21 protein-coding genes, 1 pseudogene and 1 riboswitch are annotated in these 22,034 nt (G+C 71.1%); of the genes and pseudogenes, 16 read left to right on the top strand and 6 right to left on the bottom strand.

Annotation, left to right across the window (positions count from 1 at the left end; genetic code table 11):
• Window positions 1-193: pseudogene (locus tag EFK10_RS10830) on the bottom strand (hypothetical protein); the annotation flags it as partial.
• Window positions 194-493: 300 nt separating this feature from the next.
• Here EFK10_RS10830 and rpsB point away from each other — a divergent pair.
• From rpsB to EFK10_RS10785, 9 genes are all read left to right on the top strand, one after another.
• On the top strand, window positions 494-1,414 hold the full coding sequence (gene rpsB, locus EFK10_RS10825) for a 30S ribosomal protein S2 (protein ID WP_127355512.1): 921 nt from the start codon (window positions 494-496) through the stop codon (window positions 1,412-1,414).
• A 117-nt stretch (window positions 1,415-1,531) separates the two neighbouring features.
• Complete coding sequence (tsf, locus tag EFK10_RS10820; RefSeq protein WP_127355511.1) at window positions 1,532-2,368, top strand: translation elongation factor Ts; 837 nt, start codon at window positions 1,532-1,534, stop codon at window positions 2,366-2,368.
• 160 nt (window positions 2,369-2,528) lie between these two features.
• Window positions 2,529-3,263 carry a UMP kinase gene (gene pyrH / locus EFK10_RS10815; protein ID WP_127355510.1) on the top strand — a complete coding sequence of 245 codons (735 nt, stop codon included), beginning with the start codon at window positions 2,529-2,531 and terminating at the stop codon, window positions 3,261-3,263.
• Window positions 3,264-3,364: 101 nt separating this feature from the next.
• Window positions 3,365-3,922 carry a ribosome recycling factor gene (gene frr / locus EFK10_RS10810; protein ID WP_127355514.1) on the top strand — a complete coding sequence of 186 codons (558 nt, stop codon included), beginning with the start codon at window positions 3,365-3,367 and terminating at the stop codon, window positions 3,920-3,922.
• A 79-nt stretch (window positions 3,923-4,001) separates the two neighbouring features.
• Complete coding sequence (locus EFK10_RS10805; RefSeq protein WP_127355509.1) at window positions 4,002-4,988, top strand: phosphatidate cytidylyltransferase; 987 nt, start codon at window positions 4,002-4,004, stop codon at window positions 4,986-4,988.
• A 73-nt stretch (window positions 4,989-5,061) separates the two neighbouring features.
• A complete protein-coding gene (gene rlmN / locus EFK10_RS10800) occupies window positions 5,062-6,168 on the top strand; it encodes a 23S rRNA (adenine(2503)-C(2))-methyltransferase RlmN (RefSeq protein WP_127355508.1) in 1,107 nt (368 codons plus the stop codon).
• Window positions 6,169-6,209: 41 nt separating this feature from the next.
• Window positions 6,210-6,316: riboswitch (TPP riboswitch) on the top strand.
• On the top strand, window positions 6,306-6,878 hold the full coding sequence (locus EFK10_RS10795) for an ECF transporter S component (RefSeq protein WP_127355507.1): 573 nt from the start codon (window positions 6,306-6,308) through the stop codon (window positions 6,876-6,878). Its footprint overlaps the riboswitch before it by 11 nt.
• Entirely contained in the window at window positions 6,878-8,344 is a 1,467-nt protein-coding gene (locus EFK10_RS10790) for an ABC transporter ATP-binding protein (RefSeq protein ID WP_127355506.1), read from the top strand. Before EFK10_RS10795 ends, EFK10_RS10790 begins: the two co-directional genes overlap by 1 nt.
• Window positions 8,341-9,078 (top strand): energy-coupling factor transporter transmembrane component T, encoded by a 738-nt coding sequence (locus EFK10_RS10785; RefSeq protein ID WP_127355505.1) that lies wholly within the window; start codon window positions 8,341-8,343, stop codon window positions 9,076-9,078. The genes EFK10_RS10790 and EFK10_RS10785 overlap by 4 nt, the downstream gene beginning before the upstream one ends.
• Here EFK10_RS10785 and EFK10_RS10780 read toward each other — a convergent pair.
• On the bottom strand, window positions 9,038-9,568 hold the full coding sequence (locus EFK10_RS10780) for a hypothetical protein (protein ID WP_127355504.1): 531 nt from the start codon (window positions 9,566-9,568) through the stop codon (window positions 9,038-9,040). The genes EFK10_RS10785 and EFK10_RS10780 overlap by 41 nt on opposite strands.
• 72 nt (window positions 9,569-9,640) lie before the next feature.
• Window positions 9,641-11,077 carry a gamma-aminobutyraldehyde dehydrogenase gene (locus EFK10_RS10775; protein ID WP_127355503.1) on the bottom strand — a complete coding sequence of 479 codons (1,437 nt, stop codon included), beginning with the start codon at window positions 11,075-11,077 and terminating at the stop codon, window positions 9,641-9,643.
• Window positions 11,078-11,253: 176 nt separating this feature from the next.
• On the opposite strand from EFK10_RS10775, the gene EFK10_RS10770 reads away from it, so the two are divergent.
• The 5 genes from EFK10_RS10770 to EFK10_RS10750 all read left to right on the top strand — a co-directional run bounded on the left by EFK10_RS10770 (window position 11,254) and on the right by EFK10_RS10750 (window position 15,759).
• On the top strand, window positions 11,254-11,745 hold the full coding sequence (locus tag EFK10_RS10770) for an Lrp/AsnC family transcriptional regulator (protein ID WP_127355502.1): 492 nt from the start codon (window positions 11,254-11,256) through the stop codon (window positions 11,743-11,745).
• Between the two features lie 2 nt (window positions 11,746-11,747).
• Window positions 11,748-13,109 (top strand): aspartate aminotransferase family protein, encoded by a 1,362-nt coding sequence (locus tag EFK10_RS10765; RefSeq protein ID WP_127355501.1) that lies wholly within the window; start codon window positions 11,748-11,750, stop codon window positions 13,107-13,109.
• A gap of 112 nt (window positions 13,110-13,221) precedes the next feature.
• Window positions 13,222-13,947 carry an ABC transporter ATP-binding protein gene (locus EFK10_RS10760; protein ID WP_127355500.1) on the top strand — a complete coding sequence of 242 codons (726 nt, stop codon included), beginning with the start codon at window positions 13,222-13,224 and terminating at the stop codon, window positions 13,945-13,947.
• The gene (locus EFK10_RS10755) at window positions 13,929-15,011 is read left to right on the top strand and encodes a hypothetical protein (protein WP_127355499.1); all 1,083 of its coding nucleotides are present in this window, start codon (window positions 13,929-13,931) and stop codon (window positions 15,009-15,011) included. The genes EFK10_RS10760 and EFK10_RS10755 overlap by 19 nt, the downstream gene beginning before the upstream one ends.
• A gap of 88 nt (window positions 15,012-15,099) precedes the next feature.
• Window positions 15,100-15,759, top strand: coding sequence for an ABC transporter substrate-binding protein (locus EFK10_RS10750; RefSeq protein ID WP_127355498.1), 660 nt, complete (start codon window positions 15,100-15,102; stop codon window positions 15,757-15,759).
• Here the strand turns inward: EFK10_RS10750 and EFK10_RS10745 are convergent.
• Complete coding sequence (locus tag EFK10_RS10745) at window positions 15,701-16,408, bottom strand: glycerophosphodiester phosphodiesterase (protein WP_407647056.1); 708 nt, start codon at window positions 16,406-16,408, stop codon at window positions 15,701-15,703. The genes EFK10_RS10750 and EFK10_RS10745 overlap by 59 nt on opposite strands.
• On the bottom strand, window positions 16,393-17,430 hold the full coding sequence (locus EFK10_RS10740; RefSeq protein ID WP_164835924.1) for an adenosine deaminase: 1,038 nt from the start codon (window positions 17,428-17,430) through the stop codon (window positions 16,393-16,395). Before EFK10_RS10740 ends, EFK10_RS10745 begins: the two co-directional genes overlap by 16 nt.
• Window positions 17,431-17,553: 123 nt before the next feature.
• Between EFK10_RS10740 and EFK10_RS51995 the strand changes: the two genes are divergently transcribed.
• Window positions 17,554-18,594 carry a DUF4190 domain-containing protein gene (locus EFK10_RS51995; protein WP_127355496.1) on the top strand — a complete coding sequence of 347 codons (1,041 nt, stop codon included), beginning with the start codon at window positions 17,554-17,556 and terminating at the stop codon, window positions 18,592-18,594.
• Between the two features lie 9 nt (window positions 18,595-18,603).
• On the opposite strand, the gene EFK10_RS10730 is transcribed toward EFK10_RS51995, so the two are convergent.
• Window positions 18,604-20,262: a PucR family transcriptional regulator gene (locus EFK10_RS10730; protein ID WP_127355495.1), complete on the bottom strand. Its 1,659-nt coding sequence runs from the start codon at window positions 20,260-20,262 to the stop codon at window positions 18,604-18,606.
• A gap of 249 nt (window positions 20,263-20,511) precedes the next feature.
• Here EFK10_RS10730 and EFK10_RS10725 point away from each other — a divergent pair, with 249 nt between their 5' ends.
• Window positions 20,512-22,029, top strand: a complete 1,518-nt coding sequence (locus EFK10_RS10725) for a gamma-aminobutyraldehyde dehydrogenase (protein ID WP_127355494.1) — start codon at window positions 20,512-20,514, stop codon at window positions 22,027-22,029.
• The last annotated feature ends 5 nt before the right edge of the window (window positions 22,030-22,034 follow it).

The following is a 22,034-nucleotide window of genomic DNA, read 5'->3' as shown; positions in this document are numbered from 1 at the left end:
CGCCCCACCGCGACATCGGCGGGTCGAAGCCGCGCTCCACGACGGGGCGCCCCCGCAGCCCCGGCCCGGCGACCGGCCAGGCGCGGTCGCGGTCGTCGTCGCCGTGAGCGCCGGTACCGGCGGCCGCCGCGTACGGCGTGAGCACGGCCACTGCCGCGGCGAGACTAAGGAGGATCATGAAGTGACGTGTCATGATCCGAGGGTCGCGCGATCCCGCCCGCAAAGATGATCTTGCTCTGTGCCTGTGGATAACTCCGTGCGCCCCCTGCGCACGGGAAGCGCATGTCGCCCCGCGCTCCGGCGGTCCCTTACACTTTCCATGGCGATCCGGGTCACCGGGTCGACTTCGCACGCCCCGCCACCACACCCTCACCGGCACGGTGGCCGCGCCTCTCGGTCCCGGAAGCGTTCCTTCCGAGGCACGGCGCGTCGGGGCGTCAGGCGCGACAGCCGTCCGGCGGTCGCGAAACCGAGAAAACCGAGGAGTACGGCCATGGCCGTCGTCACGATGCGGGAGCTGCTGGAGAGCGGCGTCCACTTCGGGCACCAGACCCGCCGCTGGAACCCGAAGATGAAGCGCTTCATCTTCACCGAGCGCAACGGTATCTACATCATCGACCTCCTCCAGTCGCTGTCGTACATCGACCGCGCCTACGAGTTCGTCAAGGAGACCGTCGCCCACGGCGGTTCCATCATGTTCGTCGGTACGAAGAAGCAGGCCCAGGAAGCCATCGCCGAGCAGGCGTCGCGCGTGGGCATGCCCTACGTCAACCAGCGCTGGCTGGGCGGCATGCTCACCAACTTCTCGACCGTCTACAAGCGCCTGCAGCGCCTGAAGGAGCTCGAGGAGATCGACTTCGAGGATGTGGCCGCCTCCGGCCTCACCAAGAAGGAGCTCCTGGTCCTCTCCCGCGAGAAGGACAAGCTGGAGAAGACCCTCGGCGGTATCCGTGAGATGCAGAAGGTGCCCAGCGCCGTCTGGATCGTGGACACCAAGAAGGAGCACATCGCGGTCGGTGAGGCGCGCAAGCTCCGCATCCCGGTGGTCGCGATCCTCGACACCAACTGCGACCCGGACGAGGTCGACTACAAGATCCCGGGCAACGACGACGCGATCCGCTCCGTCACCCTGCTCACCCGTGTGATCGCCGACGCCGTCGCCGAGGGCCTCATCGCCCGCTCCGGCGTCGCGACCGGTGCTGACAAGGCCGAGGCCGAGCCGCTGGCCGCCTGGGAGCGCGAGCTCCTGGAGGGCGAGAAGGCCAAGTCCGACGAGGCGACCGAGGCCCCCGCCGCCGAGGCTGCCGAGGCCCCCGCTGCTGAGGCCACCGAGGCCCCGGCCGCCGAGGCCGCTGCCGAGCCCGCCGAGGCGCCCGCCGCCGACGCTCCGGCCGCAGACGCCGAGCAGGCCTGAGCCTCAGCCTTTCCTCATCACGGCTGACGACGGCGGGGGCTCCGGCCCCCGCCGTTCACCCGTAGAACCACCGGTTTCACCGGACTCACCGACTTTCCGAGAAGAGACTCACAGACCATGGCGAACTACACCGCCGCCGACGTCAAGAAGCTTCGCGAGCTGACCGCCGCCGGCATGATGGACTGCAAGAACGCGCTCGTCGAGGCCGAGGGCGACCTCGAGAAGGCCGTCGAGATCCTCCGAGTCAAGGGCCAGAAGGGCGTCACCAAGCGCGAGGGCCGCTCGGCCTCCAACGGTGCCGTTGTCTCCCTGATCGCCGCAGACAACTCCGAGGGCGTCCTCGTCGAGCTGAAGTGCGAGACCGACTTCGTCGCCAAGGGTGACAAGTTCGTCGCCACGGCCAACGAGATCGCCGCCCACGTCGCCGCCACCAAGCCGGCCGACATCGAGACGCTGCTCGCCTCCGAGATCAAGGACGGCCAGACCGTCCAGGCGTTCGTCGACGAGGCCAACGCCACCCTCGGTGAGAAAATCGTCCTGGACCGCTTCGCGCAGTTCGACGACGGCTTCGTCGCCTCCTACCTGCACCGCACCAGCCCGGACCTGCCCCCGCAGGTCGGCGTCCTGGTCGAGCTGGACAAGCCGAACGCCGAGGTCGCCAAGGACGTCGCGCAGCACATCGCGGCCTTCTCCCCGACCTACCTCTCCCGAGAGGAGATCCCGGCCGAGGTGCTCGAGAACGAGCGCCGCGTCGCCGAGGCCACCGCGCGCGAGGAGGGCAAGCCCGAGGCCGCCCTCTCCCGCATCGTCGACGGCCGTGTCACCGGCTTCGTCAAGGAGAACGCGGTCCTGGAGCAGGCGTTCGCCAAGGACAGCAAGAAGACCGTCCAGAAGGTTCTGGACGAGGCCGGCGTCTCGCTGAAGCGCTTCGCCCGCTTCCGCGTCGGCGTCTGACCGAGCCGCGTGAGCGATTGACCGGCGACCCGCTAGGGTCGTAGGCAGTCGGCCGCCCACCGGCTGACCGCAGTTGTGACGAGGAGGCCATTGCCGTACAGGGAACGATCACGGACCCGAACGGCAATGGCCTTCCTCGTACGTGCACGAGGAGATCTCCATGGATGACAGCACCCACCGCCGGTACCTGCTCAAACTGTCCGGTGAGGCATTCGCCGGGGGAGGCGGGCTGGGCGTCGACCCCGACGTCGTGCACACCATGGCCCGTGAGATCGCCGCGGTCGTCCGGGACGGCTACGAGATCGCCATCGTCATCGGCGGCGGCAACTTCTTCCGCGGCGCCGAACTGCAGCAGCGCGGCATGGACCGGGCCCGCTCGGACTACATGGGCATGCTCGGCACCGTCATGAACTGCCTCGCCCTCCAGGACTTCCTGGAGAAGGAGGGCATCGAGACCCGGGTCCAGACCGCCATCACCATGGGCCAGGTCGCCGAGCCGTACATCCCGCTCCGCGCCATCCGCCACCTGGAGAAGGGCCGCGTCGTCATCTTCGGCGCCGGTATGGGCATGCCGTACTTCTCCACCGACACCACCGCCGCCCAGCGCGCCCTGGAGATCCACGCCAAGGCGCTTCTCATGGGCAAGAACGGGGTGGACGGGGTCTACGACTCCGACCCCCGCAAGAACCCGGACGCGGTCATGTTCGACTCCCTGGAGTACGGCGACGTCCTGGCCCGGGACCTGCGGGTCGCGGACCTGACGGCGATCACCCTGTGTCAGGACAACAAGCTTCCGATCCTCGTCTTCGAGCTCCTCGCGGAGGGCAACATCGCGCGGGCCGTCAAGGGTGAGAAGATCGGCACGCTCGTCAACGACCAGGGCAGTCGCGCCTAGAGGCTCGTTACGGGGATGGACAAGACGCTGCCGGTCGGACACCGTGCAGGAAAGACGCGCGCAGGGGCGAGGCCCCGCCTTCTGAAGACCAGGAGCACATGGTGATTGAAGAGACCCTCCTCGAAGCGGAGGAGAAGTTTGAGAAGGCCGTCGTCGTCGCCAAGGAGGACTTCGCCGCGATCCGCACCGGTCGGGCCCACCCGGCGATGTTCAACAAGATCGTGGCCGACTACTACGGCGCACCGACCCCGATCAACCAGCTGGCCTCCTTCGCGGTCCCCGAGCCGCGGATGGCCGTGATCACGCCGTTCGACAGCAGCGCGCTGCGCAACATCGAGCAGGCGATTCGCGACTCCGACCTCGGCGTCAACCCGAGCAACGACGGGCGCATCATCCGGGTGGCTTTCCCGCAGCTCACCGAGGAGCGCCGCCGGGAGTACATCAAGGTCGCCCGCACCAAGGCGGAGGACGCCCGGATCTCCATCCGCAGCGTGCGCCGCAAAGCCAAGGAAACCCTCGACAAGCTCGTCAAGGACGGCGAGACCGGCGAGGACGAGGTGCGTCGCGCCGAGAAGGAGCTCGACGACACCACGTCGAAGTACGTGCACCAGGTGGACGAGCTGCTCAAGCACAAGGAAGCCGAGCTGCTCGAGGTCTGAGTCCTGACGGGCCCAGCCATACGTACTTCCCTGCTCACCTCTCCCATCGGACCGGAACGAAAACGCGAGGCGAATCTCCGTGAACGACTCTTCCTGGGGAGCTTCGCCACGTGCCGGCTCCTGGGGAGGCGAGAACGAAGGGGCTGCTCAGCTGAGCGGCCCCTTGTTCCGCGACGAGAACCCCCAGCCCGCGGAGCAGCCCGGGCCGCCGCCCTCCTCGCCCGATCCGGACCAGCCGGGCCGCGCCAAGAAGAACGCGGGCCGTAATCTGCGGGCCGCGATAGGAGTCGGCATCGGCCTCGGGGCCGTCATCATCGCCTCCCTCTTCGTCGTCAAGGCCGCCTTCGTCGGCGTCGTCGTCGCGGCGGTCGTCGTCGGCCTCTGGGAGCTCACCTCCCGCCTCGAAGAGCGCAAGGAGATCCGGACCCCGCTCGTCCCCCTCGCCGTCGGTGGCGCCGCCATGGTCATCGCCGGCTACGCGCGTGGCGCCGAAGGTGCGTGGGTGGCCATGGCCCTCACCGCCCTCGCGGTGCTGGTCTGGCGGATGACCGAACCGTCTGAGAACTACCTGCGGGACGTCACGGCGAGCGTCTTCGCCGCCTTCTACGTGCCCTTCCTGGCCACGTTCGTCTCCATGATGCTGGCCGCGCACGACGGCGCCTGGCGGGTCTTCGTCTTCCTGGTCCTCACCGTCGTCAGCGACACGGGCGCGTACGCCGTCGGCTGGCGCTTCGGCACCCACAAGCTCGCCCCGCGCATCAGCCCCGGCAAGACCCGCGAGGGCCTCATCGGGGCCGTGACCTTCGCCATGGTGGCCGGCGCGCTCCTGGTGCAGTTCCTGATCGACGACGGCGCCTGGTGGCAGGGACTGCTGCTCGGCCTCGCGGTCGCGGTCAGCGCCACCCTCGGTGACCTCGGTGAATCGATGATAAAGCGCGACCTCGGCATCAAGGACATGGGCAAGCTCCTCCCCGGCCACGGCGGCATCATGGACCGCCTCGACTCCCTGCTGCCCACCGCACCGGTGGTGTGGCTGCTGCTGGTGGTGTTCGTCGGGTCCAGCTGAGGGGTCCGCTACGGTCCGGCTGCCGCGGCCGCGCGCCGGGGCACCCCTGGCGGTCTGAGACACTGGTACGACCATGCCTGCACCCGGAGAACTCACTTTTGTCACGCCGCGCGGGGCCAAGAAGCCTCCGCGGCACCTTGCCGACCTCACGCCCGAGGAGCGCCGCGCGGCGGTCGCGGAGCTCGGCGAGAAGCCGTTCCGCGCCAAGCAACTGTCGCAGCACTACTTCGCGCGGTACGCGGATGATCCGGCCGCCTGGACGGACATCCCGGCGGCGGCGCGGGGCAAGCTGGCGGGGGATCTGCTGCCGGAGCTGATGTCGGTGGTCCGGCACATCTCGTGCGACGACGACACGACCCGTAAGACGCTGTGGCGGCTTTTCGACGGGACGCTGGTCGAGTCGGTGCTGATGCGGTACCCGGACCGGGTCACGATGTGCATCAGCTCGCAGGCCGGCTGCGGTATGAACTGCCCGTTCTGCGCCACCGGCCAGGCGGGGCTGACGCGGAATCTGTCGACCGCCGAGATCGTGCACCAGATCGTGGCGGGCATGCGGTCGTTGCGCGACGAGGAGATCCCGGGCGGGCCGGCGCGGTTGAGCAACATCGTCTTCATGGGCATGGGTGAGCCACTGGCCAACTACAAGCGGGTCATCGGCTCCATCCGCCGCCTCACCGACCCCGAGCCGGACGGGCTGGGGCTGTCGCAGCGCGGCATCACGGTCTCCACGGTCGGGCTGGTCCCGGCGATGCTCCGCTTCGCGGACGAGGGCCTGAAGTGCCGCCTTGCGGTGTCGCTGCACGCGCCCGACGACGAACTGCGCGACACCCTTGTGCCGGTGAACACCCGCTGGAAGGTGCGCGAGGTGCTGGACGCCGCGTGGCACTACGCGGATGTGTCCGGCCGCCGTATCTCCATCGAGTACGCACTGATCAAGGACATCAACGACCAGGCCTGGCGCGCCGACCTGCTCGGCCGGCTCCTCAAGGGCCGCCGGGTGCACGTGAACCTGATCCCGCTCAACCCGACGCCCGGGTCGAAGTGGACGGCGTCGCGCCCCGAGGACGAGCGGGCGTTCGTCGCGGCGCTGGAGTCGCACGGGGTGCCGGTGACCGTACGGGACACCCGGGGGCAGGAGATCGACGGGGCGTGCGGGCAGCTGGCGGCTTCCGAGGGCTGACCTGCGCTGCTACAGTCGCAGCGCGTTCATCGCACAACAGAACATTCCGACAGGGGAGCGCAGACAGCGCTGAGAGTGCGGCCACGGGCCGCAGACCCTCGAACCTGATCCGGGTCATGCCGGCGAAGGGAGTCATTATGAGCAGCAATCGCTGGCGGACCGTCGACATCGTCGTCACCGCCGTCCTCGGCGCCGCGTTCGGTGTCATCTTCTGGGCCTGGAACACGCTTTGGGAGGGCGCGGCCAACGCCATCCCGCTGCCCGGCCGGGCCGTCCTGTACGGCGTGTGGCTGGTCCCCGCAGTGCTCGGTCCGCTGGTGATCCGCAAGCCGGGCGCCGGGATCTTCTGCGAGGTCGTCGCCGCGACCGTCGCGACCTTCTTCGGCTCGCCGTGGGGCCTGGTCACGCTGCTGTACGGAGTCCTGCAGGGCTTCGCCGGGGAGTTCGGATTCGCGCTGTCCGCGTACCGCAGCTGGCGCTGGCCGACCGCGCTGGCGGGCGGGGTGCTGGCGGGCGGGGCGGCCGCGCTGCTGGACATCGTGCTCTACTACCCGACGACGGGGACCGGTTGGAAGGCCGCGTACGCAGCCCTCGTCATCGTCAGCTCCGCCGTGATCGCCGGCCTCGGCAGCCTCGCGCTGACCAAGTCCCTCGCCCAGACCGGAGCGCTCGACCCGTTCCCGTCCGGGCGGGAACGCATCGCCGTCTGATGCCTGCCGTACGGCTCCGGGGCTTCGGTCACCGGCACGCCGGGCGGCGCCGGTGGGCGCTGCGCGGCGTCGACCTCGACATAGAGCAGGGCGAGCGGGTCGCGCTGCTGGGCCCGTCGGGGGCCGGGAAGTCCACGTTGCTCGCCGCGCTCGCGGGGCTGCTGCCGCCCGAGTCCGGCGAGCGCGAGGGCACGATCGAGGTCCGGGAGCGGACGGGCATCGTCTTCCAGGACCCGCAGTCCCAGCTCGTCATGGAACGCGCCGGCGACGACGTGGCCTTCGGCCTGGAGAACATCGGTACGCGCCCCGAGCGCATCTGGCCGCTCGTTGACGACGCACTGCGCCGGGTCGGCTTCCCCTACGGCCGCGACCGGAACGTCGCCGCGCTGTCCGGCGGCGAGCAGCAACGGCTCGCGCTCGCCGGCGCCCTGGTTTCCCGGCCCGGACTGCTGCTCCTCGACGAGCCGACCGCAAACCTCGACCCCGACGGCGCGCGGCTGGTGCGCGGATCTCTGGCCGGGCTCGACGACACGACCACGGTCATCGTCGAGCACCGTGTCGCCGAGCTGGTGCCGCTGCTCGACCGCGTCATCGTCCTCGAACCCGGCGGCGGGATCCGCGCCGACGGCCCGCCCGCGTCGGTCTTCGCCCGGTACGGTGACGAGCTGGCCGCCGACGGGGTGTGGGTGCCCGGCCATCCGGTCCCGGCTCTGTCTCCGCGCTCGACGCCGGGCGAGGTGCTGCTCCGTCAGGACGGCCTGCAGGTCCGCGCCGCCGAGGCGCTGGCCGTGACCGGCCCCAACGGCGCCGGCAAGACCACCCTGGCGCTTCAGCTGGGGGGCCTGCGTAAACCCACCGATGGGCTGGTTGTCGCCACCGCCGCCTTGGCCGGGCCGGACGCTACGAAGCCGCCTCACAAGTGGCGGGCCCGGGCCCTCGCCGGGCGCATCGGCTCGGTCTTCCAGAACCCCGAGCACCAGTTCGTGACGGCGAAGGTACGGGACGAACTCGCCCTGGGGGCAGGCGATCCGGCGCGCGTCGACGAACTCCTCGTACGGCTGCGTCTCGATGCCCTCGCCGAGGCGAACCCGCACACCCTGTCGGGCGGCGAGCAGCGCCGGCTCAGCGTCGCCACCGCCCTGGCCGCCGCGCCCCGGCTGCTGATCCTCGACGAGCCGACCTTCGGCCAGGACCGGCGTACGTGGACCGAACTGGTCGGCCTCCTGGCGGGGCTGCGGGACGACGGCCACGGCATCGTCGCCGTCACGCACGACCCCGACTTCACGGCCGCCATCGGTGCCCGCGAACTCCCGCTCGCCGCCCGCCCGCTGGAGGCGGTCCGGTACTGCGTTCCCCCGGGGGACGACTCCCCCAACCTTCGGTCGGGGGACCCCCACCCGTACCCCCACGAAAACGCCAGGCCGCAGCCCGTGCCCGGTGCGACATCGCGAGGTGAAGCCCAGTGAGCCCCGCTGCCCCGCTCGCCGCCCGCAACCCCGCCGCCAAGCTCGCGGCCGCCGCCGTCCTCACCCTGGCGCTGGTGGTGAGCCTCGACCCGGTGGCCCCCGCTGTCGCGCTGGCCGCCGAGCTGGCCGTCGTACCGCTGTTCGGCCTCCGCTACGGCACGCTGGCGCGGCGGGCGTGGCCGCTGCTGGTGAGCGTGCTCGGGGCCGTACTCACGCTGTTCCTCTTCGCGCAGGACCGGCAGCAGGTCGCCGCGTCCGCGCTGGCGCTCGCGCTGCGGCTGTTCGCCGTGGCCCTGCCGGGCGTGATCGCCTTCGCCACCACCGACCCGACCGACCTCGCCGACGCCCTCGTGCAGAACGCCCGGCTGCCCGTGCGCTTCGCCATCGGCACGCTGGCCGCCTGGCGGCTGGTGCCGCTCCTGGGCGAGGAATGGCGGCTCATCAACCTCGCCCGCCGCGCGCGAGGTGTCGACGCCGGCCGCAATCCGGTCGCCCGCCTCCGGCTCTTCGTCTCCGCCGCCTTCACCCTGCTGGTCGGCGCGATCCGGCGCGGCACACGGCTCGCCGCCGCGATGGACGCCCGCGGCTTCGACTCCGGCGCCCCTCGCACGTACGCCCGGCGGCAGACCTTCGGGGCCGCCGACGCCGCCCTGGTCGGCGGTGCGGTGTGTGTCGCCGGGTTGGCGCTGGCGGTCAGTGTCGCGGCAGGGGCGTTCCGGCCGCTGCTGGGCTAGCCGCCAGCAGCTCAAGTCGCTTGATCATGCGCCGGAGGGCGTACAGCGGGATGATCCCGAAGACCCCGAAAGACATGTCGATGACCGTCCACCAGGACGGGATCCCCCAGATCGGTCCACAGATCAGCGCCAGCGGGATGATCCCGACGCACGCGATCATCCCGAACTCCACGACCCAGATATTGCGCACCGGGTCGCGGTACACGCCGTAGAAGGCCACCGCGATTACGAGATGCGCGAAGGCCAGCCAGTCCGTGCCGTAGAGGACGAACGGATACTTCGCGTCGGTTGCGTCCACGCCCTCCCTGACCCGCGCGATCCAGCCGCCGAGGGCGCCGGGCAGGTTCATGGCGTCGACCCACCGCACTTCGTGGACGAGGGGGAAGGCGGTCAGTCCGCTCAGCACCAGGCAGACGACGAAGACAACCAGCCATACGCGTATGCGCCGTTCGAGGGCGACGCGCTCTTGGGGCGATCTGTGCGACTCCATGGCCCGGACATTACGCCGGGGCCCCGGACGCCAGGCGTCCGGGGCCCCGAGGCGGGGATCAGGCCAGCGGCGTCAGCCGTCGAGCGACGTCATGACGTGCTTGATCCGCGTGTAGTCCTCGAAGCCGTAGGCGGAGAGGTCCTTGCCGTAGCCGGACTTCTTGAAGCCGCCGTGGGGCATTTCGGCGACCAGGGGGATGTGGGTGTTGATCCAGACGCAGCCGAAGTCGAGGCGCTTGGACATGCGCATCGCGCGGCTGTGGTCCTTGGTCCACACCGAGGAGGCCAGGGCGTAGTCGACGCCGTTGGCCCAGGTGACGGCCTGGTCCTCGTCGGTGAACTTCTGAACGGTGATGACGGGGCCGAAGACCTCGTTCTGGATGATCTCGTCGTCCTGGTCCAGGCCGGAGACGACGGTGGGGGCGTAGAAGTAGCCCTTGTCGCCGACGCGGTGGCCGCCGGTCTCGACCTTGGCGTGGGCGGGGAGGCGCTCGATGAAGCCGGTGACCTGGGCCAGCTGGTTGGCGTTGTTCAGCGGGCCGTAGAGGACGTCCTCGTCGTCGGCGGCGCCGGTCTTGGTGTCGGCGGCGGCCTTGGCCAGGGCGGCGACGAACTCGTCGTGGATGGCGTCCTGGACCAGGACGCGGGTGGCGGCGGTGCAGTCCTGGCCGGCGTTGAAGAAGCCGGCCACGGAGATGTCCTCGACGGCCTTGGCGATGTCGGTGTCGGAGAAGACCACGACCGGGGCCTTGCCGCCCAGCTCCAGGTGGACGCGCTTGACGTCCTTGGCGGCGGATTCGGCGACCTGGATGCCGGCGCGGACGGAGCCGGTGATGGAAGCCATGGCGGGGGTGGGGTGCTCGACCATCAGGCGGCCGGTGTCGCGGTCGCCGCACACGACGTTGAAGACGCCGGTGGGCAGAATGCCGCCGAGGATCTCGGCGAGCAGGACGGTTGAGGCTGGCGTGGTGTCCGACGGCTTGAGCACGACGGTGTTGCCCGCGGCGAGGGCCGGGGCGAACTTCCAGACGGCCATCATCATCGGGTAGTTCCACGGCGCGACCTGGGCGCAGACGCCGACCGGCTCGCGGCGGACGATGGAGGTCATGCCGTCCATGTACTCGCCGGCCGAGCGGCCTTCCAGGAGGCGGGCGGCGCCGGCGAAGAAGCGGATCTGGTCGACCATCGGCGGGATTTCCTCGCTGGCGGTCAGGCCGAGCGGCTTGCCGGTGTTCTCGCTCTCCACCGCCACCAGCTCCTCGGCGCGGGCCTCGATCGCGTCGGCGATCTTCAGGAGGGCCTTCTGCCGCTCGGAGGGGGTGGTGTCCCGCCAGGCCGGGAACGCCGCCGCGGCGGCGGCCATGGCCGCGTCCACGTCAGCGGCTGCGGACAGCGGAGCGGTCGCGTAGACCTCGCCCGTGGCCGGGTTGACCACATCCGTGGTCCGCCCGTCAGCGGCGTCGCGGAATTCTCCGTTGATGTAGTTGTGCAGAGTACGGAGCTCGCTCACTGCAACCTCTCCCTGTCCTGTGTCCGATCGGTATTCCCAGCCTAGCCGTAACACTGCCGTATTCGACATACCTGCCACCCCGAAACAATGGAATCCGTGAGATCGGACTCCGAGAACCACGAATTTCATCGATCGAGGCTTGCGCGACAGCCGACCTCTCATGCACAGTGGAGCGCGTGGCCACTCGCACTCCGGATCCCAAGAGCGTCGGCAACGGCGCTCCGGCGATCGACTCCGTCTCCAAGGCGATCATCGAACAGCTGCAAGAGGACGGTCGCCGTCCTTACGCCGCCATAGGCAAGGCGGTCGGTCTTTCCGAGGCGGCCGTGAGGCAGCGCGTCCAGAAGCTGCTCGACCAGGGCGTCATGCAGATTGTCGCAGTCACCGATCCCCTCACCGTGGGGTTCCGGCGGCAGGCGATGGTCGGCATCAACGTCTCGGGCGACATCGAACCTGTCGCCGACGCCCTGGCCGACATGGAGGAGGTCGAATACGTCGTCATCACCGCCGGCTCCTTCGATCTGCTGATCGAGATCGTCTGCGAGGACGACGACCACCTCCTGGAGACCATCAACAAGCGGATCCGCACGCTGCCCGGCGTGCGGTCCACCGAGAGCTTCGTCTACATGAAGCTCCGGAAGCAGACCTACACCTGGGGAACCAGATAGCCATGAGCGCGGACCTCTCGAAGACCGCGTACGACCACCTGTGGATGCACTTCACCCGCATGTCGTCGTACGAGAACGCCCCTGTACCGACCATTGTGCGCGGCGAGGGCACGTACATCTACGACGACAAGGGCAAGCGGTACGTCGACGGCCTGTCCGGCCTCTTCGTCGTCAACGCGGGCCACGGCCGCACCGAGCTGGCCGAGACCGCCTACAAGCAGGCGCAGGAGCTCGCCTTCTTCCCGGTGTGGAGCTACGCCCACCCGAAGGCGATCGAGCTCGCCGAGCGCCTGGCCGACTACGCCCCCGGCGACCTGAACAAGGTCTTCTTCACCACCGGCGGCGGCGAGGCCGTCGAGACCGCCTGGAAGCTCGCCAAGCAGTACTTCAAGCTGCAGGGCAAGCACACCAAGTACAAGGTCATCTCACGGGCCGTCGCCTACCACGGCACTCCGCAGGGCGCCCTGTCCATCACCGGCCTGCCCGCCCTCAAGGCGCCCTTCGAGCCGCTGGTGCCCGGCGCGCACAAGGTGGTCAACACCAACATCTACCGCGCCCCGATCTACGGCGACGACCCGGAGGCCTTCGGCCGCTGGGCCGCCGACCAGATCGAGCAGGAGATCCTCTTCGAGGGCCCGGAGACCGTTGCCGCCGTCTTCCTGGAGCCGGTGCAGAACGCCGGTGGCTGCTTCCCGCCGCCGCCCGGGTACTTCCAGCGGGTCCGCGAGATCTGCGACCAGTACGACGTGCTGCTCGTCTCCGACGAGGTCATCTGCGCCTTCGGCCGCCTCGGCACGATGTTCGCGTGTGACAAGTTCGGCTACGTCCCGGACATGATCACCTGCGCCAAGGGCATGACCTCCGGCTACTCGCCGATCGGCGCCTGCATCATCTCCGACCGCATCGCCGAGCCGTTCTACAAGGGTGACAACACCTTCCTGCACGGCTACACCTTCGGCGGTCACCCGGTGTCCGCGGCCGTCGGCATCGCCAACCTCGACATCTTCGAGCGCGAGGGCCTCAACCAGCACGTGCTGGCCAACGAGGGCGCGTTCTTCGACACCCTGAAGAAGCTGCACGACCTGCCGATCGTCGGCGACGTACGCGGCAACGGCTTCTTCTACGGCATCGAGCTGGTGAAGGACAAGGCCACCAAGGAGACCTTCACCGACGAGGAGACCGAGCGCGTCCTCTACGGCTTCCTGTCGAAGGCGCTCTACGACAACGGCCTGTACTGCCGCGCCGACGACCGTGGCGACCCGGTCGTCCAGCTGGCGCCGCCGCTGATCTCCGACCAGGCCCTCTTCGACGAGATCGAGGGCATCCTGCGGTCCGTGCTCACGGAGGCCTGGACCAAGCTCTGAGCGGTCCTCCGAAACGGGGTCCGGGGCACGCATCGCGTGCCCCGGACCCCGTTTGCGTCGTTCACCCGGTCAGGGGGAAGCAACGCACGCCCAGTCGCGGAGGTATACGAAGGTGGCCCCACCCGACAACGACGTGCTGTGGGCCCGTGGTCTGCGGCACACGTACAACGGCTCGCCCGCCCTCCTTGGCGTGTCACTCGGTGTACGCGAGGGCGAGATCCTCGGCGTCCTCGGCCCGCACGGGGCCGGGAAGACCACGCTGCTGCGCTGCCTGGCCGGCGAACTGCTGCCCGAGCAGGGCGAGGTGTGGTTCAACAGCGCCCCCGTGCACACGCTGCGCCGGGCCGCCCGCGAGCGGCTGCGGCGCGAACGCTTCGGCTGGATCGGCGCCAGCCCGCAGCTGCTCCCCGAGCTGACCGCCCGCGAGAACGCGGCGCTGCCGCTGCTGCTGCGCGGCACCCCGCACCACAAGGCCAAGGCGGCCGCCCAGGAATGGCTGGACCGGCTCGACATCGGCGGCATCGCCCGCAAACGACCGGCCCAGCTGCTCCAGGCGCAGTGCCAACGGGTCGCGATCGCCCGCGCCCTGGCGAACCGGCCCGACGTGGTCTTCGCCGACGAGCCGACGGCCCCCCTGCACCGCGCCGACCGCTCCCAGGTGCTCCGGATGCTGACCAGCGCCGCCCGCTCACACCGCATCACGATGGTGCTGGCCAGCGACGACCCCGAGGTCGTCTCACTGGCCGACCGCGTGGTCACCCTCGCCGACGGCCGGCCCGTCTCCCGCATGCCCCACCAGGACCGGGAGGGCGCCGGCTCGTGCTCAGCCTCCGTGTAGCGCGCGGCTCGCGGCCGACGGTGCTACTGCGCCGGCTGCTCGTCTCCGCGACCGCCGCCGGCACCGGGTTTCTGCTGCTGGCCGCCCTCCGCCACGCCATGGGGCATCCGGGGCGTGCCGACAGCTCGGTGCTGCGGCTCGCCTGGTGTGCCGTTCCGTTCGCCGTCAGCGCGTACCTTGCGGTGCTGGTGGCGCGGACGGAGCCGAGCGGCCGCCTGCACACCGGGTCCTCGGCGGCCGGGCTTGACCGGGGCGCACTCCGCGGCCTGGGCGCGGCGTCCACGGCCCTGAACTGCGCGCTGGGCAGTGCGGTAGCCCTGGCGGCCTTTCAGGCTTCGCACCGCCCGGTGCCGGTGGCCGGGGCGCTGACCCTGCTGGCGCTGCTGCCGATGGTGGCGGCGGGCGCGACGGCGGTGAGCCTGCGGCCCGCGCGGGTGCCCGCCGCGGCGGTCGGCCCTGCGCCCGGTGGGCTGCCGTGGGGTGTCGCGCTGATCGCGGTCGGCGTCGCGGTGGAGTTCTCCTTCTCCGCGAGCGCCGGCGCACGCCCGCTGATGCCGCTGCCGGGTGGCCTCGGGCGGATCGCCCCCGCCGTGGTGGGCGGCTGGGCCCTGACCGCCGCGGGACTGGTGCTGGCGATCCCCGGCCTCGTCCACGCCTGCGGCAGGCTCCTCGCCGCCTGCCGGCCCCGGGCCCTGCGGCTCCTCGCCGGGCGGGCCCTTCAGGAGGACGCCCGGCGCGTCGGCCGCCCGTTGGGCGTACTCTGCGCCGTCGCCTCCGCGCTCTACGGCGGTGCCGTGCTGCACGCCTCCGGCACGCGCCCCGCCGGGCCGCTCACCCTCCTCGGGGTCACCCTCGTCGGCCTCGGCGCCCTTGCCGCCGCCCTCACCGCCACCGTCGAGGCCCGCCACGCCCGCCGCCCCGCCACCGACGCCCTCACCGGCCTCGGCGCGCCCGCCTCGCTGCTCCGGGCCGCGGTCGCCCTGCGGACCGGTGTCGTGATCGCGGCGGTGGTGCCGGTGACCTGGGCGGTTGCGGAGCTGGCGGCGCTGCCGCTGCGGCCCTGACCGGACCGACACAGTGTCAGCCACAGGTGATCAGCACTGACGGAACGACGGTTGCCCGCGCCGTCGCCCGGGGCCCAGGCTTGCGCGCATGGCTGATCTCACTCGACGTGCGGCGCTGGTGGGCGCGCTCGCGGCCCTGACCGGATGCGGTGTGCCGCCCGCGTACATCGCTGCCGACCGGCGCGCCGGGACCGACCGGTCGGCGACCGACAAGAGGATCGACTTCGCGAACTGGCCGCTCTACATCGACGTCGACGAGAACCACCCCCTGCGGAGGCCGACGTTGGAGGAATTCCAGAAGCACACCGGCATCCGCACCCACTACGCCGAGGAGATCAACGACAACAGCGAGTTCTTCGGCAAGCTCGGCCCGACGCTGATGAACCATCACGACCCGCTCCGCGACCTGATCGTGGTCGTCGTCCCCGAGGAGGGCGCCCAGCTGTGGGCGGACAGCCTCATGATCCCCAACCTCGCCGAGCACAAGCGCGATGCCGAGCGGCTGGTGGACTACTACTACGAACCCGAGGTCGCCGCCGAACTCGCCTGGGTCAACTACGTCTGCCCGGTCCCGGCCGCCCGCGAGGTCCTCGCCTCCAGCAAGGACAAGGACACGGCCGCCCTGGCCGAGGACCCGCTGATCTTCCCGGACGCCTCGATGCGCGGCCGGCTGTTCATCGCCCGCGACATCACCGCCGCCGAGCGCCCGGAGCTGGAGAAGGAGTGGGAGAAGCTGGTGGGCCGCTGAGCAGGTCGCACAGCACCCCGATCCGGTTGGTGGTGATGGAGTCCACCCCCAGCCGCCGCAGGCGCCGCATCGTCCGCCGGGTGTCCGCCGTCCACGCCGCGACCAGCAGCCCGCCGCCGTGCGCCCAGCCGACCAGGGCGGGGGTGACCAGCCCGAAGTGCGGGTTGATCCAGCGCGGCCGTACCTCGTCCAGCAGCAGCGGGGGCGGGGGAGCGGACGTCTTCCACGTCAGCGCGATCTCGGCCCCCTGGTCGCGGTCGCGGACGGCGAGCATGGCGGCGGCCTCGCCGCAGTAGTACGTACGGTCCCGGGCCCCCGCGTCCCGTACGGCGGCCAGCACCGGCGCCACCGACGGGACCTCGGTGAGGTCGAGCAGCGCGCGGGCGCCCTTGGTGGCGGCCAGGGCCTCGTGGAGGCGGGGGATCCCGGCGGGCAGGCGGTCCGCCGGGACATCGACCAGGGCAGTGTTCCGGTGGCCCCACAGCCGCTTGAGGGTCGGGTCGTGGAGGATGACCGGGACGCCGTCACGGGTGAGGCGTACGTCCATCTCCACCGCGTCCGCCCCCGCCAGCACGGCGCCGGTCAGCGAGGGCAGGGTGTTCTCGCGGTGCCGGTACGGATCGCCGCGGTGGGCTACGGCCGCGACCACGATGCCGTGTACGCGTCGATCTCGGCGGCGAGCCGCGCCTTGCCGGGGGCGTCCAGGAAGGAGACCTCGACGGCGTTCTTGGCGAGGGCGGCCACTCCGGCCTCGTCCAGGCCGAGGAGGCGGGCGGCGACCTCGTACTCCGTGTTGAGGTCGGTGCCGAACATCGGCGGGTCGTCGCTGTTGACGGTGACCAGGACCCCGGCCGTGACCATCTCCTTGATGGGGTGCTCGTCCAGGGTGCGTACGGCGCGGGTCGCGATGTTGGAGGTCGGGCAGACCTCCAGGGGGATGCGGTGCTCCGCGAGGTGCACCAGCAGCCGCGGGTCCTGCGTCGCGGTGGTGCCGTGGCCGATGCGCTCGGCGCCCAGGTCGTTGAGCGCGTCCCAGATGGTCTGCGGGCCGGTCGTCTCGCCTGCGTGCGGGACGCTGTGCAGGCCGATCGCCCGGGCCTGGTCGAAGTACGGCTTGAACTGCGGCCGGGGCACGCCGATTTCGGGCCCGCCGAGCCCGAAGCTCACCAGGCCCTCGGGCTGGAGGTCGACGGCCAGGCGCGCCGTCTCCTCGGCGGAGATGAGCCCCGCCTCGCCGGGGATGTCGAAGCACCAGCGCAGTATGACGCCGAGCTCGGACTCGGCGGCCTTGCGGGCGTCCTCGATGGCCTCCATGAAGGCGGGGCCGGGGATGCCGCGCCGGGTGGAGCTGTACGGGGTCATGGTCAGCTCGGCGTAGCGGATGTTCTGGCGGGCCATGTCGCGGGCGACCTCGTAGGTCAGCAGCCGTACGTCCTCGGCGTCACGGATCAGGTCGACGACGGAGAGATAGACCTCGATGAAGTGTGCGAAGTCCCGGAAGGTGTAGTACTCCGCGAGCGCGGCCGGGTCCGTGGGGACCTTCGAGTCCGGGTGCCGGGCGGCCAGTTCGGCCACGATCCGGGGGGACGCGGAGCCGACGTGGTGGACGTGCAGCTCGGCCTTCGGCAGCCCCGCGATGAAGGGCGCGAGGGCGGTCGCGTTGTCGGACATGCGGTGATCCTCCTGCGGGTGCTGCGGCGGGCGTGGCGCTCGGCTCATCGTAAACGCGAAATTGATCCCATCCTCTGTCACCGCAGGCCATAGCATTGCCCGACGTAACCGAGGAAGGCGCCGATGTCCGAGTCCGACGAACCCGACAACCCCAAGCCGCGCGACCCCTGGGCGCCCCCGGCCGAGCCCGCGTCCGCTGCCGCGAAAGCCTCTGACGAGGCTCCGCCCGCCGCGCCGGCCTTGCCTTCCCCGCCCTCCGGCTTCTCGGCGCCGGCCCCGGCTCCGCCCACCGGCTTCTCCACCCCGGTCCCGCCGCCTGCGGCCCCGGGGGCCGCCACACCTCCGCCGCCCCCACCGCCGATGGGCTTGCCCTATCCTCCGTACCCTGCGCCCCCGCCGTCCGGTTACCACGGCGGCTACCCGGGCTACCCTGTGGCCCCCTACGGCGCCTGGCCCCCGCCCGGCCCCCGCAACGGCTTCGGCACGACCGCCATGGTCTTCGGCATCATCGGCGTCGTCCTCGCCATCGCCTGCATCGGCGCCTTCCTCGGCCTCCCGCTGGGCATCGGCGCCATCATCTTGGGCGTCATCGGCCTCCGTATCGCCAACCGCGGCGAAGCCACCAACCGCTCCCAGGCGCTCACGGGGCTGATCCTCGGCATCGTCGCCTCCCTCATATCCGCCGCCATGATCGCGGGCATCCTCTTCGGCGCCCTCAGCGGCACCTTCGACAGCTGGGACACCGGCAGCGGATCCACCATCAGCGCCGACAGAGGCGACTACGGCGATCCCCTCTCCGAGGACGACACCGCCACCTATGACGACGGCCTCCAGGTCACCGTCTCCGCCGTCCAGTCCACCTCCGCCCTCAAGACCCTCACCAAGGGCGACAGCGCGCTCACCTTCACCGTGAGCCTCGTGAACCACGGCGACACCTCCGTCGACCTCAGCGAGAGCGAGATCAGCGCCTACGCCGACCCCGATTCCGAGGACACCCTCCAGGACCTCTCCACGGATAAGGGCCTGTCCGGCCACCTCGCCCCCGACGCGTCCGTCAGCACCACCGTCATCGTCGTCGTCCCCGCAGGTGACGACGGCTCCATCGAGCTCGAGATCGCCCCCGGATACGACTACGACTACGTCTACTGGGACGTCGCGGCGTAACCGGTCCCCTCAGCGGCGGACGGCCTCCAGCGCAAGAAGCGCCACATGCAGCGACAGGCACGACTCGACCTGGTCGAGGTCGACGCCGAGGATGCGCTCGACGCGGTGGAGGCGGTCGTAGAAGGAGGGCCGCGACAGGTGGGCCGCGTCGGCGGCGGCGGACTTGTTGCGTCCGTGGTCGAGGTAGACCGCCAGGATCCGGACAAGGTCCGTGCCATGCTCGGCGTCGTGCGCGAGCAGGGGCCCGAGCTCGCGCTCGACGTACGTCTGGAGCCGCGCGTCGTCGCGGAGCAGGTGCAGCAGGCCGCGCAGCCGGACGTCCGGGAGCCGGTAGTACGTGCCGGTCTTGCGGCCGCCGTGCAGGGCGGCGTCGGCGACCTGGGCGGCTTCGAGCAGCGTGCGCCGGGCGTCCCGCAGGGACCCGACGGAGGAGCCGGCGGCCATCACGAAGGCGGGCGCGTCCACCGCTTCGGTCAGCCGGTCCAGGGCGGCGGCGAAGCCCTCCAGGGCGGCGTGCTCGTCGTCGGACGGCCCGAGCGACACAAGCAGGCCCACCGCGCCGTCGTCCAGGGCGCCGGTGAGGGCAGTGAGCCCCCGCTCTCGTACGGCGAGGGCCGCCGTCTCCGTGAAGTCCCGCAGCCGGGCCTGGGCCTCGAGAGCCGCTGACGCCGGACCGCCGCGCGGCCGGAGCATAACGCCGACGAGCCGGCGCCCCTCAAGGGGCACGCCGAGTGCCCGGGCCCGGAGGGCGACGTCGGAGACAGTGAGGGCGTGCGTGAGGATCCCGGACAGCAGGGTGCGGTGCGTCTGGCGTTCCAGGGACTCGCGGTCGCGCTCCAGCAGCCGGTTGAGCGCCAGGGTGGCGGCGCCGCGCTCCAGCAGCACCGTGTGGCGGTGCGGCCCGGAGGGCGAGCCGGCGTCGGGGTCGTCGGCGCGCGGCAGCGGCCCGGGTTCGCCGACGATCAGGAGGCGGCCCCAGTCGCGGCCGCGCGCGCCGACGGCGGTGACGAGCCAGCCCGTACGGCGGTCGTAGCCGGTCCGGCCGACCGGGGCGACGCCGCGCGAGCGCCGCTCCCAGCCGTCGAGCAGGGCCTGGGGGTCGCGTCCGGCCGGGTCGAAGGCCAGTACCTGGTGAGAGAGGTTCTCCAGGACGACCGGGGCGCCGGCCATCCGGGCGACCTCGCGGACGACCTCGTCGGGTTCGGCGCCCTCCACCGACAGCTCGTTGAAGGTCTGGTGCACGGCCTCCGACGCCCGCAGCCGGCTGAGCTGTGCGTTGACCACGTGGGCGTGCACGGCCTCGGTCACCGCCACGAAGCGGACCTCGGTCCGCAGCACCACCAGCGGTAGCCCGCGCCGCTCGGCGGCCCGCACCAGCGGACGCGGCAGGGCGTCCGCGTACCGCCGCCCGAGCTCGACGACGAGCCCGGCCGCGTCCACATCCGCGAGGTCGTCGATGTACCGGGCCAGCGACTCGCGGTCCCCCGGCAGCATCACGCCGGTGGTGAGCACCAACTCGCCGCCGTGCAGCATGCCGGCGATGTCCGCCAGCTCACTGATGTGCACCCAGCGCACCGGTCGGTGGAGGCCCGCCGCGCCCGCGACGACCTGCGGCGCGCCGCGTCGGAGCGCGTCGAGTTCGAGGACCTGGGCGACGGTGGGGAACAACGCGTGACCTCCGGTCGGGGCGTGTGCGGCACAGTGTAAAGCGGTGCCCCGGCTCTCCTGTCGATGTGTCGGTTGCCGCTCTTCGCGGCATTGGGGCATCGTCCAACGCGAAAGACATGGAAAGACAGAATTCGTCGCGTAACCAAATGGCAACAACGGAATCCCTTGTTGAGGCAAGGCCACTCTGCCAGGATCAGCCACCAATCCGGATTTCCGCCACGGGATCGCGCGGATGGCGAGGAGAACACCATGGACCACAGCGCTGAGCCGGGTTTCCACGCGAGGGCCCGGTTCGCCGACGGGGCCCAGTACATCGCCGGGGAGCTGCGCCCGGGCACCTCCGGCGTCCGCCACACCGTGATCGACCCGGCCACCGGCGAGGCGGTGTACGAGTACGAGCTCGCCGGCACCGCCGATGTCGACGCCGCCGTCGCCGCCGCCAAGGAGGCGCTGCCGCAGTGGGCCGGGGCCACCCCGGGCGACCGCTCCGACGCCATGCACCGCTTCGCCGCGGTGCTGGCCGAGCACGCCGACGAGCTGGCCCGGGCCGAGTCGCTGCAGTGTGGCAAGCCGCTCAAGCTGACCACCGAATTCGACGTCCCTGGCACCGTGGACAACACCGCCTTCTTCGCCGGCGCCGCCCGCCATCTGGAGGGCAAGGCCGCGGGCGAGTACTCCGGCGACCACACCTCGTACGTACGCCGCGAGCCGGTCGGCGTCGTCGGCTCGATCGCGCCCTGGAACTACCCCCTCCAGATGGCGGCCTGGAAGATCCTCCCGGCCATCGCCGCGGGCAACACCATCGTCCTGAAGCCCGCCGAGCTGACCCCGCTGACCTCGCTGATGTTCGCCCAGGCCGCGACCGAGGCCGGCATCCCGGCGGGCGTCATCAACATCGTCAACGGCGGCGGCAAGGTCGCGGGGGAGCACCTCGTCGGCCACCCGGACGTGGCCATGACGTCCTTCACCGGCTCCACGGGAGTCGGCAAGCGGGTCGCGGAGATCGCCACCGCCACCGTCAAGCGGCTCCACCTGGAGCTCGGCGGCAAGGCCCCCTTCGTGGTCTTCGACGACGCCGACCTCGAGGCGGCCGTCAACGGCGCGGTCGCCGGCTCACTCATCAACACCGGCCAGGACTGTACGGCGGCGACCCGCGCCTACGTCCAGCGTCCGCTCTACGACGCCTTCGTGGCCGGCGTCGCCGACCTGATGGCCACCGTCCGCGTCGGCGACCCCTTCGACGCCAAGACCGACCTCGGTCCGCTCATCTCCCACGTCCAGCGCGACCGCGTCGCCGGCTTCGTCGACCGGGCCCGCTCCTATGCCACCGTCGTCACCGGCGGCGAGACGCCCGACTCCCCGGGCGCCTATTACCGGCCGACGCTGATCACCGGCGCCGCTCAGGACAGCGAGATCGTCCAGGCGGAGATCTTCGGCCCGGTACTGGTCGTACTGCCCTTCGACACCGATGACGAAGGCATGGCCCTGGCCAACGACACCCCCTACGGCCTGGCCGCCTCCGCCTGGACCCGCGACGTCTTCCGTGCGGGCCGCGCGACCCGTGAGATCCAGGCCGGCTGCGTCTGGGTCAACGACCACATCCCGATCATCAGCGAGATGCCCCACGGCGGCTCCAAGGCCTCGGGTTACGGCAAGGACATGTCGGCGTACTCCTTCGAGGAGTACACGCAGGTCAAGCACGTCATGTACGACAACACAGCGCTCGCCCGCAAGGGCTGGCACCGCACCGTCTTCGGCGACCGCTAACCCAG

Source organism: Streptomyces soli (genome assembly GCF_003999195.1).
Classification (GTDB): domain Bacteria; phylum Actinomycetota; class Actinomycetes; order Streptomycetales; family Streptomycetaceae; genus Actinacidiphila; species Actinacidiphila soli.
This window is presented reverse-complemented; position numbering and strand designations above follow the sequence as displayed.